This is a genomic window from Burkholderia sp. BCC1644 (genome assembly GCF_902833225.1).
Lineage (GTDB): Bacteria > Pseudomonadota > Gammaproteobacteria > Burkholderiales > Burkholderiaceae > Burkholderia.
Genome location: NZ_CADFEI010000034.1, coordinates 40,303 through 54,720, shown reverse-complemented (window position 1 = coordinate 54,720; position 14,418 = coordinate 40,303). Strand labels below are relative to the sequence as shown.

Below are 14,418 nucleotides of genomic sequence, written 5' to 3'. Positions count from 1 at the left end.
TAACCAAGCGCTCATCGCGCTCGCACGGCGACGCTGCGACGTTCTGTTCGCCATGCTGCGCGACGGCACCATTTACCAACCCAAGTCAGTCCCTAACGCTTGACGAAACACATAGGGGCACCCCCTCGTCTTCCCGACGACGCAATCGACCGCGACACGGCGTTCCGCTGCATCGCGGCCGCCCAACGCAAATCGGGCAGGACGCATGCACGCCCTGCCCGATCCGCTCACGTCTTCAACGGCGCACGTCGCGCGCCGCCCTCCGTTCGTTACTTCGCCGCGTTCGCCGTCATCTTGAAGATGCCTTGCGCGTTGCCCGCATCGAAACGCAGGTCGGTCACCCAGCGGCGCGCGCCCTGGTCGAACGTGCGCTTGCGCGTGATGAACTCGTAGAACGAGCCCGGCACGTTGCGCTTCACCGTGCCGCCGTCGCGCGTGCGGAACTCGCGCTCGACGGTGTCGGCACGATACGCGGTCTGGAACACGCGGCCCGAGCGCGAGCGCTCGACTTCCGGCTTCATCGGCCGGCCCTTCGCCTTCTCGTCGTCGGACAGCTTGAACACGTCGGCGACGCGGTCGGTCGCGTGGTTGAACGCGTTGCCTTCGGTCGAGATCCACGCCATTTCCGCCGATTCCATCAGCAGCGTTTCGTAGTCGAGTTCGTTCGGCAAGTCGTGCTGGCGCGCGAACGCACCGACGATTTCCGGCAGCAGCGCCTGCGCGGCGTCCAGCGACAGCCAGCCTTCGCGCTCGACTTCCCACAGCAGCGCGACGGCCGCCGGCGACAGCGGATCGCGCGACGAGCCGACGACGTTCGTCACGGCCTGCTGGAATTCCTTCGAGAAACGTTCCGGATGCAGTTCGCTGACGAAGAACTGCGCGATTTCGTCCGGTGCGTCTTCATGCGCATACGCGCGGCCCGTCATGCCGAGCTTGTCGAGCGGGTAGCGGCCGTTCAGGCGGAAGCCGAGCGGACGCAGGATGCGCGTGAACGCGGCTTCGCCCGGCGGCAGCGCGCCCGTGTTCGGCCAGCGCACCGTGCGCAGCGCGCCGTGGTCGAAATAGACCGAGCCGCCGCTTTCGATCGCTTCGGCCGTGTAGGCCCGGCCGTTCGCCGAACGCTCGAGCAGCCCTTCGAACAGCGCCATGTTCATCGCCTGCGCGATTTCCGCGCGCGTCACGACGCCGTCTTCCCATTCTTCGAGGATGGCCGGCATGTTCAGGGTCGAGAACAGGGCGTCGGTCTTCGCCTGTCCCAGCAGCTTCGTCAGCAAGCTCTCGATATTCGGATTGCGCATCAGGATTCTCGTCTCGGGGGACCGCCGGCAAACGTGCCGGCAACTCGTTGGCCGGCCGCCCAGCGGGCGCCTGGCCTTGCGTGGGGAGCATTATTCAAAGGGTTGCAGCCGGGCGTAAAGCGAGATTAAATTGACACGTGATGAGTTTTTGGAATTATTAGCCATTCCTCGCCCGCCTTCCCCCCCCCGCGCGGCGCGGCCCTGTTCGTCAGACGAATCGAGCATCATGCGTAAATTCAAGATCCCCAACATGGGCGCGCTCGTGGCCTTCGAAGCCGCCGCACGCCACGAGAGCTTCACGCACGCGGCCAAGGAGCTGTTCCTGACCGAAAGCGCGGTATCGCGCCAGATCGCGACGCTGGAGGCCAGCCTCGGCGTGCGGCTGTTCGCCCGGGTGAAGCAGCGCGTCGTGCTGACGCGCGCCGGCAAGCTGTACGGCACGCAGGTGCGACGTGCGCTGGAAACGCTCGACCGCGACACGCTGTCGATCATCGCGCACGGCAGCGGCGGCGGCTATCTCGAGCTCGCGGTGCTGCCGACCTTCGCGTCGCACTGGCTGATCCCGCGCATCAAGAGCTTCTACGACCGCACGCCCGACGTGCGCGTGAACATGGGCAGCCGCACCGACCTGTTCTCGTTCGAGGACACGCACTTCGAGGCCGCGATCCACTACGGCAAGCCGACCTGGCCCGGTACGTCGTCCGACTACCTGTTCGGCGAAGAAGTCGTGCCGATCTGCTCGCCCGCGCTGCTCGACGGGCCCGTCGAGCGCGTCGAGGATCTGCTCGCGTATCCGCTGCTGCACTCGACGACGCGCCCCGGCGCGTGGGCGCAGTGGTTCGAGACGCACGGCGTCGAGGACATCCGCACGATGCAGGGCGTGCGCTACGAGCTGCATACGATGCTGATCAGCGCGGCCGCGGCCGGGCTCGGGATCGCGCTCGTGCCGAAGTTCTTCGTCGAGGAACAGTTGCAGCAGCTCGGCCTGGTCGTGCCGTGCGACGCGGCGACGGTCGGCGATTCGGCGTACTACCTCGTGTATCCGACGGAATTCAGCCACAGCAAGCCGCTGGAGCTGTTCCGCGGCTGGCTGCTCGAACAGGCGAGCGCGTATGCCGCGCCGGAACGCGCGGAGGAGGATGCCGATATGGAGGATGACGAGGACGTCGAGTAACGGCGCGGCGGCGTCAGGGCGCGGTGGCGTTGCAGGCGTGCCGCGCCGGCACGCTGGCCATGACGACCTTCACCAGCCGCGCGCTGTCGGGCGTTTCCAGCCCCGGGCACGCGGTATACAAATCGCGGATCACGAGCGTCGCGCGCCCGTCGAGCAGGCAAACGCCGTGCGGCTGCGCGGCGGGCAGCCGCAGCCCGCGTCGCGCCACATCCTGGTTCGTGAAGACGATCATCCCTGCGCGTTGCGAGCGGTCGGGCAAGCGCTTCGCCGACGCTTCGTCCTCTTCGAACCACACGTCCGGCCCGATCGCTTCATCGTCGTAATCGAGCGCGTAACGACCCGACAGCGTGATCGTCCGGTCGACATGCACGGCATGGCATTCCGGCTCGGCATCGGCCAGGATCGGCGGCTCGCCCGCCGCGGCCGGACCGCACGCCAGCATCAACACGGCGCACAGCGTGCGGGCGCGGCCGGTCAGGTTCGATACATCAGCTTGGCGGATCATGGCAGTGAGAGGCGGGCCATCGTGACGATGACCCGCATTGTCGCGCAACGCACGCGCGATGCGCGTGACGCGCGTTACATGTGCCACTTCACCGTGGCGGTCAGCGTGCGCGGATCGCCGGGCATGTTGTACAGGTCGGCGTTGCCGTGCGCGGCGATGAAGTAGCGGCGATTGAACAGGTTGTCGAGCGTGAGCGTCACGTCGACCTTCTTGCTGCGATACCCGGCGCCGAGGTTGAACACCGTGAACGACGGCAGCGTGACGAGATCGCTCGCCGACGCATAGCGCGCCGACTGGAACTGCATGCCGGCCGCCGCATAGAAACCGTACGGCAACTCGCGCTTGAGCCACAGATTTGCGCTGTGGCGCGGCATCAGCCCCGGCGTGTTGCTCGACACCGCGAGGCCGGCCGCCGTCGATTGCGCGGAACCGTCGACCGTGCCGTTCAGGTACGCGTAACCGGCATACACCGACCACTTCGGCGCGATCTCGCCGGTGAAGCCGAGCTCCATCCCGCGCACGTGCTGCGTGCCGATCGGCAGCGCATAGCCGGGGTTCGCGGGATCGCCGATCTGCTGGTTGGTCTGACGCATGTCGAACAGCGCGACGCTGGCCGTCGCCTTGCCGCCGAGGTCGAAGCGCGAGCCGACTTCATACGCGGTGGTCTTCTGCGGCGCGAGCGCGGCGCCGTTCGCGAACGCGCCGGAACTGATCAGCGTGTCGGCGAGCGGCGAGAACGACTGGCTGAACGACCCGTACAGCGTCAGCCAGTCGAGCGGTTCGTAGATCAGGCCGACGCGCGGGCTCCACGCGTGATCGGTGCGGTCGAGGTTGACGTTCGACGACGTGTAGTCGTGGCGGATCTGGTTCAGGTAGTCGAAGCGCAAGCCGGCGAGCACTTTCCAGTGCTCGGTCAGCGAGATCAGGTCCTGCGCGTAGACGCCCGCGAGCCCGACGACGGTCGACGCATTCGTCTTCGCCCGCGCGCCGCTCGGCACGCCGGGCAGGATCACCTGCTGCGGATTGAACAGATCGTAGGTCGCGACCTTCGTCACGCTGTAGATCGTGTCGAACTTCTGCTGCTGCGACAGTTCGAGCCCGTACAGCAGCTCATGGCGCATGCCGAACAGCGAGGTCTTCTGCGTGAGTTCGAACACGCCGTCGATGCCGTGATCGGTGCGCTGGCGCGTCGACTGGTCGAGCGTGACGACCGGGTGCGCGGAAGTCTTGATCGGCTCGTACGTCACGTAGTTCTTGCGTTCGAGCGAGAAGTCGTACGCGCGGATCGCGCCGTGGAACGACAGCGAATCGTTGAAGCGGTGATCGAGCGACACCGTCGCGCTCTTCGCGGAAATGTCGTTGTACGAGCTGTTCGCCGCATCAGCCGAACCGTAGTACGTGTTGATCGGCACGTCGACCGGCCGGCCGCCGTACGCGGGCAGGCCCTGGTCGGACGTGCGGCGGTCGTGCAGGTAGTCGAATTCGACGTTCAGCACCGTGTCGCTGTCGAGCTTGAACTGCGCGGACGGCGCGATCGCCTGGCGGTTGAGCTGGAACTGGTCGCGGAAGCTGTTCGAGTTCTCGGCCGCGCCGGTGATGCGAAAACGCGCCGCGTCGTTCGCGTTCCAGCCGAGGTCGAATTCGCCGCGCCGCTCGCCGCGCGTGCCGAGCGTCACGCCCACGTCGTTCACCGGGGTCGCCAGCGGCCGCTTCAGCACGCGATTCACGATGCCGCCCGCCGAGCCACGCCCGTACAGCACGGCCGCCGGCCCCTTCAGCACCTCGACGCGATCGACGTTCGACAGGTCGCGGTAGTACAGCGCATCGTCGCGAATACCGTCGACGTACTGGTCCGTGATGCTGTTGAAACCGCGGATCGTGATCTGGTCGCGCTGGCCATCGCCGACCGAGAAGCCGACGCCCGGCACGTTGCGCAGTGCGTCCTGCATCGACGTCGCGTTCTGGTCCTCGATCACTGCGTGCGGGACGACGTTCACCGTCTGCGGGACGTCCATCAGCGACATGTCGGTCTTGGTCGCCGCGCGCGAGTGGCCGCCGTCGTACGACGCATGCTCGGCGGCCGCGTTGACGGAAATTGCGGGCAAGGTTGCCGCGGCATCGCTCGCCTGGGCGAACGCGGTACGAACGCCAGCCAGCGACGTGGCGATCAGAAGCGCATGGCAGGCGCTCTTGTTGAGTTTCATCGTGAACGTAGGGGTGGTGAAGAAAAACGGCGAACGGAAACGTGTCCGGCCAATGCGCGAGTCGTGCGGCGCATCGGCTGACGACGCCCTTTCCGTGAAGCAGGCGGTGGCGCGCGGAGGATCGCCCCGTCGCGCATGCCGGCCGGCACGACCGGCACGAAAGAGCCGTGACGGAATGTCATGGCTCGTAACGGAGCGAAATATTAAACGAGAATGATTCGTGTTTTTAGTTAATTTTTAACATGTCGCCTGCCCGCAACGTGCGCACGCATTGCGCTCTGCATTCCTGACGAATGCCTTTCTGTTTCGCGGGTTTGGCCCGCCCGGAACGTAATAAAACCGAAAGGATGAGATCAGCCGCGTCATGCGGAGACGATCAATTGGAAGGCGGGATTCGGGCAACGACGAGGGAGAAACTGGAGAGGATCACGAAGGATCCGGTGAAGCATGCGGGACGCATGCAAATGTCCGGTGCGCGCCGGACCGGGCAACCCCGACCCGGCGCTCCGGGCAGCCGACCTCGCATCGGCAACGCGGCGGACCTACTTCTGTTCTTCACTACGTCTGCTCTCAGGCTCACTTCATTTTTTTCTTCGCCGCGCCGCGCCATTATCCGCTCAATCCGGCCAGAGTGAAACGTTTGCGAACGCACCGGGCACGTTATACCGGCTATTCGGAAACAGTCTTTCCAAATGCTTACGGTTCACGCGAAGCGATTCGGCAATTCTTGCATTCGCGACGACGTTCCTTTTTAATGGAACTGGTTCCATTCATTGATTCGGCCAGGTTCCCGCGTGACGCGTCGTCGTGTGCGCGTCATCATGCCGATTCAGGATCGAGGATCATTCAGCTCAGGATTCGCATCGCCCGTCCTTCCCGGACACCCCGTCAAACGAGACCGTCATGCCCGATTCCGCCTCCCTGCAGCAGCTGTTTCCCGCCTATCAGGACATCCCCGCCGAGTTCCGGCTCACTGCCCCGATCCATCAGCGCGTGTCGCTCGTCGACGGCGAACTGCGGCCGTGGGACGGCGCGACCAAGACCGTGCTGTCGCCCGTGTGCGTGCGGCAGGCAGACGGCAGCGTCGAGCAGGTCGAAATCGGCAGCTACCCGGTGATGGGCGAAACGGAAAGCGACGCGGCGCTCGATGCCGCGGTGCACGCGTACGACGCCGGTCGCGGCGAGTGGCCGACGATGAAGGTCGAGCAGCGCATCGCGTGCATGCAGGACTTCATCAAGCGGATGGTCGCGCAGCGCGAGCTCGTCGTGAACCTGATCATGTGGGAGATCGGCAAGAGCCTCGCCGATTCGCAGAAGGAATTCGACCGCACCGTCACGTACATGACGCAGACGATCGATGCGCTGAAGGAGCTCGACAACGCGAACTCGCGCTTCGTGATCGCGGAAGGCACGATCGGCCAGATCCGCCGCACGCCGCTCGGCGTCGTGCTGTGCATGGGCCCGTACAACTATCCGCTGAACGAGACGTTCGCGACGCTGATCCCCGCGCTGCTGATGGGCAACACCGTGGTGTTCAAGCCGCCCCAGTACGGCACGCTGCTGTTCGAGCCGCTGCTCGAAGCGTTCCGCGACGCGTTCCCGAAGGGCGTGATCAACACGATCTACGCGCCCGGCGCGGTGGTCGTGCCGCACATGCTCGCATCGGGCAAGATCAACGTGCTCGCGCTGATCGGGTCGAGCAAGGTCGCCGATCACCTGAAGAAGCAGCACCCGAAATCGCACCGGCTGCGTGCGATCCTCGGCCTCGACGCGAAGAACGCGGCGATCGTGCTGCCCGATGCCGATCTCGACCTGACCGTGAAGGAGTGCCTGCTCGGCGCGCTGTCGTTCAACGGCCAGCGCTGCACCGCGCTGAAGATGCTGCTCGTGCACCGTTCGATCGTCGACGAATTCCTGAAGCGCTTCACCGCCGCGCTCGAACAGCTGAAGATCGGCATGCCGTGGGAGAAAGGCGTCAGCATCACGCCGCTGCCCGGCATGCATCGCACGGCCTACATGACGGACGCGATCGACGACGCGAAGGCCAGGGGCGCGCAGGTCGTCAATCATTCGGGCGGCGAGTTCAGCAAGACGCTGTTCTATCCGGCCGTCGTGTATCCGGTGTCGGAAGGGATGAAGCTGTACCGCGAGGAACAGTTCGGGCCGATCATTCCAGTCGCGCCGTTCGACGACGTCGAGACCGCGCTCGACTACGTGACGACGTCGGATCACGGCCAGCAGGTCAGCATCTTCGGTTCCGATCCGGCGCAGATCGGCGCGCTCGTCGATCCGCTCGTGAACCAGGTGTGCCGCGTGAACATCAACTGCCAGTGCCAGCGCGGGCCCGACGTGTTCCCGTTCGCGGGCCGCAAGGATTCGGCCGAAGGCACGCTGTCGGTGAGCGACGCGCTGCGCGCGTTCTCGATCCGCTCGATGGTCGCCGCGAAGCAGACCGACAGCAGCAAGCAGCTGCTCGATTCGATCGTGTCGGATCACCACTCGAAGTTCATCAACACGGGCTTCATTTTCTGAAGCCGCGTCGATGTTGGAACCCTCCGCCGTGCATCGGCGCCGCGGAGGGTTTCGGCAACGACCGCGCGGCTAGACGTTCGTCACCAGCAGCCGAATCCCCGCCACGCCGAACACGACGGCCAGACACGCGTCCATCGCACGGCGGCCACGCACGTACAGCCGCCGTGCACCGTCCATCGAGAACACGAGCGCGTAACCGCCGAACACGAGGCTGCCGATCACGAGGCAGCCCGGCACGACGGCGCCGTGCGACGCACCCGCCCCGTTCGACGACAGCGCGACGATCGATACCCACACGAGGATCGCCTTCGGATTGGTCAGGTGCAGCATCGCGCCGCGCACGTAGAAGCGCGACAACCGTTGCTCGCGCGCCGCGTTCACCGATGCCGCCGCCGGGCCCGACAGCGCCGTGCGCCCCGACTTGAACGCGAGCCACAGCAGGTACAGCCCGCCGAATACCTTGATCGCGACCAGCAGCTTCGACCACGCGAGCAGCGCGGCCGACACGCCGAGCGCCGCCACCGTCGCCCAGAACATCGACCCCGAAATCACACCGAGCGCGAACGCCAGCGCCGCCTTGCGGCCCTGGTTCGCGGCGACCGACATGATCGCCAGGTTGCTCGGCCCCGGGCTGGCGGTGCCGATGAAGTAAGCCGTATAGGCGAGCAGCAGGTTGGCCGAGAAGAAGGCGTGGACGCTCATGTCGAACCTCGCAGGGATGATCTGGAGATTGTTGGCAAACGCGCGCCGTCTGCCCATGGACAGTTGGCCGGCGATTCGCTGGGCCAGTTTCGCGGCCATGGGCCCGGATCGTCGCTCGCGTATACGTCTCGGTTTTGAAACACCTGAGGCATTCGCAGCCGGTTTGCGCCGTGCAACGCGAGGCGTCCGGTTGCGGCATGCGGCACCGGCGAACGTACGTCGGACGTGGCCGCGACGCGCGAAACGCATCGTTCCGGCCGTTCGTCGACGGAATCATGCGACGCGTTTTATGCGGGCGTTACGTTACATCCCTGAAGCATTTCGACTCGTCGATCCGTTTGGTGTGCGCGGCACACATCGCGCCACGCGTATGGATGCCTTCCTCGAGCGCAGCCTCGATCCAGTACCGGCGGGACTCGCCGACATCGCGTTATCACGGCTCAACATTACTCAACAATCGTGTCGCGACGCTGGTACGGAACCTGCATTCCGTTCGGGTGAACACCGCGCCGGTCAACGCGCGGACACACATCCACCCACGGGCGCGTCCACGGATTCGCCCGAACGATCCGCACACGCACGAGGCTCTTCATGGATGCGCTGCCCAACTCGTCCGATACGTCATTCCAGCTCTTTCTCGCGAAGGTGCTCGAACAGCCGCTGCCCGACTGGACCGAAAAACAGCAGATGGAACTCGAGATGGCGCGCACGCTGTCGACGCACATGGTCAACCTCGCCGAAGACATGCGCGGCCGTACCCCCGATCTCGCGCGTTGCCTCGTGCTGCTTCGCTACGCCAAAGTGCTCGACTTCATGCTGACGTCGCTTGCATCGCACCGCGACATTCATCCGCAGACGCTGCGCACGCTGTTCCGGCTCGCGAACCTGAAGGTCGACGACGCCTATCCGGCTTGAACCGGCACACCGCATCGGCTGCCACGGACGGCCATCGCGGCAGGCACGGCCGCGCCGGGTTCCGTCCATCGACATGCCCCTCGTGAACGCGGCCGACTTCGACCGGATCTGGCCGGCCATCTGCGACACGCCGGCCTGGTCCGTGACGAAAGGCCAGGGCAGCTTCCTCACGTTCGAGTTCGGGCAACCCGCGCTGCATGTCCGCGAGCCGCGCATCGGCGCGTCCGGCCTGTCCGCCTCGGCGCGCGACAGGCTGGCGTCGCGGCACGTGACCGTCGCCGGCGACGGGCACCTGTGGATCTGCTACTGCCACTGGTCGATCGCATTCGACGGCCGTGAACTCGCGCATAGCGAATCGCGCGCCGGCGACATCGCGGCCGCCGCGCAGCAGCTCGACGGACAGTTCCTGAGATCGGTCGCGCCGCGTACCCAGCCGGGTGCGTGGGCCTTCGACTTCGACCTCGGCGGCAAGCTGACGACCTGGCCGTACGGCGACGACCCGGCCGACGAGCAGTGGCATCTGTACGACGGGCGCACGGGCAACGTGCTGACTGCGCTGGCCGACGGCACCTGGTCGTACGGCCCCGCGAACGTCGCGCCGGACGCGGAATCAACCCGTCCGCAATAGCCCCGCGTTCCGCTTCCGGCCGCGCACCGGCTGATCCCGTCCATCAGCGCCGCGCGCCGGCCCCGCCGCGCAAACGGATGTACAATCGCGCGCCATGAACGCACTTCGCCGCTTCCTGCTTCGGCCAGGCGTCGCGCGACAGCTGCTGTGGGGTTTCCTCCTCGTGACGCTGCTGTCCCGCGCGCTGATGTCGGGCGCCGTGATGCTCGATCCGGACGGTCCGGATGCGGGCTCGGTGGTGCTGTGTTCGGGCCGCGGCCCGCTGATCGTCGCGGGCGCCGCCCTGGCCGCCCGCTTCGATGCGAGCGCGCCGATCACGCCGGCCAACGATGCGCTGGCGCTCGTCGATGCGCTCAAGCATGACGCGCATGCCGGCAAGACGGCATCCTCCGGCAACGGCGACAGCCTGTGCGCATTCGGTGCCGCGCTGTTCACCGCGCTGGCGTCGTTCGTGCTGCTGGTGCTGCTGTTTCCCGCCGCGGCGCCGCGACGGTTCCGCGTTCACTTCGACAGTCTTCCTTTCGTGCGATCGATATTCGACGATCGCCCGCCTTCTCGCGCCCCTCCTCTGTTCTGCTGAACGTTCCGCCCTGTGGCGCGTGCACGTCGATGTGCATGCGCGTTCACGCCGTTCGTTTCACACGACCTGATTCAAGCGTTCATCCGCATGCCCGCGTCGCGCGGGCGACGCCGCGTTGCGCACCGATTGCGCATGACGCCGCGCCGCCCGTTGCGTCGATGCGCGCACGCGGGTGCGACGCGCGTTGACGGCGGCCGGCCCGCGCCGGTCTCGCCGCTCGACGAACACGAGGAGCTGACACCATGTCGACCACCGTCGATCGGGCAATCTCGCCCACCCGTTCCGCAAGCGCCGGTTACCGGACGCTCTGGCGCTGGCACTTCTATGCCGGCCTGTTCGTGATGCCGTTCCTCGTGATCCTCGCGATCACGGGCACGCTTTACTGCTTCCAGCCGCAGATCGAGCCGCTGCTGTATCCGCACCGGCTGGTCGTCGAGCCGCGCGCCACGCCGCGGCTCGACGCCGACACGCTGCTCGCGCGCGCACGCACCGCGATGCCGGCCGGCGCAACGCCGGTGTCCGTGCAGGTATCCACCGCGCCCGACCGCAGCGCCGAATACGTATTCCGGCTGCGCGACGGCAGCCGCGAGAGCGTGTACGTGAACCCGTACGACGGCAGCGTGCTCGGCACGCTGAGCGTCGAGAACCGCTTCATGCAGGTCGCCCGGATGCTGCATCGCAAGCTGTTGCTCGGCAAGACGGGCGAACTGCTGATGGAGCTCGCCGCGTGCTGGACCTTCGTGATGATCGGCACCGGCATCGCGCTGTGGTGGCCGCGCGGCGCCGCGCGCGTCGGGCGCGCACTGCGGCCCGACCTGTCGCTGCGCGGCCGGCCGCTGTGGAAAAGCCTCCACGCGACGGCCGGCATCTGGCTCGCGGCCGGCACCGTCGCGTTCATCCTGTCGGGGCTGCCGTGGTCGGGCTCGTGGGGCAAGAACTTCAAGGCGCTCGCGGCGACCGTGAACCTCGGCGCGCCGGAAGGCGCCTGGGGCGGCTCATCGGTGCGCTCGACGCGCCCGGGCGCCGTCACGACGCCCGGGCATGCGCCTGCGCAAGCCGCCGCGCCATCGGGCCATCACCACGATTCGGACGACTCGATGCCGGGGATGGTGATGGACGACCTGCCGTTGCCGCAAACGCCGTGGGCGGTCGGCAACGTGCCCGTTCCGCATTCGCCGTCAGCGCCGACGCCCGCACCGCTGCCGCTGGCCCGCGCGATCGCGATCGTCGGCGGCCTCGGCGTGACGAGCGGCTACACGCTCGCGCTGCCGTCCGGCGCGGACGGCGTGTTCACCGCGTCGTACTTCCCCGCCGACCCGAAGGCGGAACGCACGATCTACCTCGACCAGTACAGCGGCGCCGTGCTGAAGGACATCCGCTATGACGACTACGGCGCGGTATCGCGTGCCGTGTCGTACGGCACGTCGCTGCACATGGGCCGCTACTTCGGGCTCGCGAACCAGATCATCTGCGCGGTGTTGTCGCTCGGGCTGGCCGCGATGGCCGTCACGGGCGCCGTGATGTGGTGGAAGCGCCGCCCGGCCGGAAAGCTGGGCGCACCGTCGCGCGAACGCGGCACGCCGCCGATGCGCGGCTGGATCGCCGGGCTCGTGCTGCTCGGCATCGTCTTCCCGTTGACGGGAATCACGATCGTCGCGGTCTGGCTCGCCGACCGGCTGCTGTTCGGCCGCGCGACGCGTACCGCTGCGTGATCGACGCAAGCGCTTCCCCCATTCGAAGGAAACCGAAACAATGAAGTTCAGATTGATGCTGCCCGCCGCCGTTCTCGCGGCCTTCTCACCCGCCGGGCAGGCACAGGAAAGCGGTATCGACCGCACGGGCGCCACGCTCGCCCCGATCCGCGTCGACGCGCAGAAAGCGCCCGCGCTCACGCAACCCCTCGACACCGGCAGCCATCTCGGGCTGTCGTCGCTCGAAACGCCCGCGAGCGTCGAGCAGATCGATCGCAAGACGCTCGATACGCGCGGCGACAGTTCGATCATCGACGCAGTGAGCCGCGCCGCCGGCATCAGCGCGTCGCCGCACCCCGGCAACGGCAACTCGGAGCTCGCCGCGCGCGGCTTCGTCGGTGCGTCGTCGGTCACGCAGCTCTATGACGGCGTGCGCCCGTACGGCGCGATCGGTGTCACGTTCCCGTTCGACACGTGGTCGGTCGACCATATCGACGTGCTGCGCGGCCCGGCTTCGGTGATCTACGGCGAAGGTGCGATCGGCGGCGTCGTCAACATCGTGCCGAAGAAGCCGACGCGCACGCCGATCCGCAACGAGCTGCAGGTCGGCGGCGGCACCGAGGGCACGGCGCGCGCCGCGTTCGGCAGCGGCGGCGCGATCAACGACAAGCTGTCGTACCGCTTCGACATCAGCGGCAACCGCTCGTCGAACTGGGTCGACCGCGGCGATTCGCGCAACCTGTCGGTCTCCGGCGCGCTGCGCTACGATGTCACGCCCGACCTGTACGTGACGGCGTCGTATGCGCAGGGCTTCATGCACCCGATGCAGTATTTCGGCGTGCCGCTCGTGAACGGCGCGCGCGATCGCGCGCTCGACAAGAAGAACTACAACGTCGGCGACAGCGACATCGCGTTCCGCGACAGCTGGGCCACCGTATCGGCGAACTGGCAGCCGAGCGACAGCCTGAACGTGACGACCACGCTGTACCGGATGAAGAGCAACCGTCACTGGAAGGACGCCGAGTACTACACGTACCTGCCGTCGAGCGCGCAGGTCCGGCGCAGCAGCTACACGGAAATCTTCCACGACCAGGAACAGTACGGCAACGTGACGACGGCCACCGTGAGCCGCGCGCTGCTCGGCATGCGCAACACGTTCTCGACCGGCTTCGAGTTCAACCACACGACGTTCCAGCACGACAACAACTCGCCGTATTCGGGCACGTCGACGGTCGATCCGTTCAACTTCGACCCGGGCAGTTTCATCAACACGGCCGGCACCTATCCGAAGTACCGCAGCCAGTCGAACCAGTACGCGCTGTTCGCGGAGAACCGGCTCGAAATCACGTCGCGCTGGTCGGTGATCGGCGGGCTGCGCTACGACCACGCAAGCGTGAACCGTGACGATCTCGTCAACGGCGGCGCATTCACGAAGGTATTCGCGAATACGGGCTGGCGCATCGGCACCGTGTACGACGTGCGGCCCGGTCTCGCCGTGTATGGCCAGTACTCGGTGTCGGCCGATCCGGTCAGCTCGCTGCTGTCGCTGAATGCGTCGAAGGCGAACTTCACGCTCGCGACCGGCAGGCAGATCGAGATCGGCGTGAAGCAGTCGTTCCTCGACGGCAAGGCGGAATGGACGCTCGCCGCGTACCGGATCGTGAAGAGCAACCTGTTGACGGCCGATCCGGTGAACCCGAACCAGTCGATCCAGGTCGGCCAGCAGTCGTCGCGCGGGCTCGAGGCGACGGTCGGCGCGGAGATCGCGAAGGACTGGCGGGTCGACGCGAACGTGTCGATCCTGCGCGCGAAATACGACGATTTCCAGCAGTCGTCCGGCGGCACCACGGTGTCGCGCGCGGGCAACGTGCCGGTATCGGTGCCGCAGCGGCTCGCGAACCTGTGGGTGAGCTGGCGCTTCGCGCCGGACTGGACGGGCATCGCGGGCGTCAAGTACGTCGGCAAGCGCTTCGCCGATACCGCGAACCAGCTCGTGATGCCGTCGTACACGACCGTCGACCTCGGTCTCGCGTGGAAGCCGCGCAAGGACACGACGCTCACCGCGCGTGCGTACAACGTGTTCAACCGCCGCTACGTGCAGTCCGCGTACTACAACGAGACGCAGTACCTGCTCGGCAACGACCGGCGCTTCGAGGTGCTGGCGAACTACCGGTTCTGACGGTACTTGC

The 14,418-nt window shown here is 66.7% G+C and carries 11 protein-coding genes; 7 read left to right on the top strand and 4 right to left on the bottom strand.

Translation table 11 applies throughout. From position 1 onward, the window contains the following. Window positions 1-269: 269 nt before the first annotated feature. A complete protein-coding gene (locus HWX87_RS37030; protein ID WP_176051730.1) occupies window positions 270-1,298 on the bottom strand; it encodes a DUF1338 domain-containing protein in 1,029 nt (342 codons plus the stop codon). A gap of 226 nt (window positions 1,299-1,524) precedes the next feature. On the opposite strand from HWX87_RS37030, the gene HWX87_RS37025 reads away from it, so the two are divergent. Next, window positions 1,525-2,472, top strand: a complete 948-nt coding sequence (locus tag HWX87_RS37025) for a LysR family transcriptional regulator (protein WP_176051729.1) — start codon at window positions 1,525-1,527, stop codon at window positions 2,470-2,472. A 13-nt stretch (window positions 2,473-2,485) separates the two neighbouring features. Here HWX87_RS37025 and HWX87_RS37020 read toward each other — a convergent pair whose 3' ends face one another. Together HWX87_RS37020 and HWX87_RS37015 are read right to left on the bottom strand one after the other, a co-directional pair. After that, the gene (locus HWX87_RS37020) at window positions 2,486-2,977 is read right to left on the bottom strand and encodes a hypothetical protein (protein ID WP_244137843.1); all 492 of its coding nucleotides are present in this window, start codon (window positions 2,975-2,977) and stop codon (window positions 2,486-2,488) included. Window positions 2,978-3,051: 74 nt separating this feature from the next. After that, window positions 3,052-5,181, bottom strand: coding sequence for a TonB-dependent siderophore receptor (locus HWX87_RS37015; protein ID WP_176051728.1), 2,130 nt, complete (start codon window positions 5,179-5,181; stop codon window positions 3,052-3,054). A 903-nt stretch (window positions 5,182-6,084) separates the two neighbouring features. On the opposite strand from HWX87_RS37015, the gene HWX87_RS37010 reads away from it, so the two are divergent. Continuing rightward, on the top strand, window positions 6,085-7,713 hold the full coding sequence (locus HWX87_RS37010) for an NADP-dependent glyceraldehyde-3-phosphate dehydrogenase (protein WP_176051727.1): 1,629 nt from the start codon (window positions 6,085-6,087) through the stop codon (window positions 7,711-7,713). A 69-nt stretch (window positions 7,714-7,782) separates the two neighbouring features. Here HWX87_RS37010 and HWX87_RS37005 read toward each other — a convergent pair whose 3' ends face one another. Next, a complete protein-coding gene (locus HWX87_RS37005; protein ID WP_176051726.1) occupies window positions 7,783-8,415 on the bottom strand; it encodes a LysE family translocator in 633 nt (210 codons plus the stop codon). 591 nt (window positions 8,416-9,006) lie between these two features. Between HWX87_RS37005 and HWX87_RS37000 the strand changes: the two genes are divergently transcribed. From HWX87_RS37000 to HWX87_RS36980, 5 genes are all read left to right on the top strand, one after another. Further along, complete coding sequence (locus tag HWX87_RS37000; RefSeq protein WP_176051725.1) at window positions 9,007-9,330, top strand: DNA-binding protein; 324 nt, start codon at window positions 9,007-9,009, stop codon at window positions 9,328-9,330. A gap of 73 nt (window positions 9,331-9,403) precedes the next feature. Beyond that, on the top strand, window positions 9,404-9,958 hold the full coding sequence (locus tag HWX87_RS36995) for a hypothetical protein (RefSeq protein WP_176051724.1): 555 nt from the start codon (window positions 9,404-9,406) through the stop codon (window positions 9,956-9,958). Between the two features lie 94 nt (window positions 9,959-10,052). Further along, window positions 10,053-10,538: a hypothetical protein gene (locus tag HWX87_RS36990; protein ID WP_176051723.1), complete on the top strand. Its 486-nt coding sequence runs from the start codon at window positions 10,053-10,055 to the stop codon at window positions 10,536-10,538. A 242-nt stretch (window positions 10,539-10,780) separates the two neighbouring features. Further along, window positions 10,781-12,250 (top strand): PepSY domain-containing protein, encoded by a 1,470-nt coding sequence (locus tag HWX87_RS36985; protein ID WP_176051722.1) that lies wholly within the window; start codon window positions 10,781-10,783, stop codon window positions 12,248-12,250. A gap of 40 nt (window positions 12,251-12,290) precedes the next feature. Then, window positions 12,291-14,408: a TonB-dependent receptor gene (locus HWX87_RS36980; protein WP_176051721.1), complete on the top strand. Its 2,118-nt coding sequence runs from the start codon at window positions 12,291-12,293 to the stop codon at window positions 14,406-14,408. The last annotated feature ends 10 nt before the right edge of the window (window positions 14,409-14,418 follow it).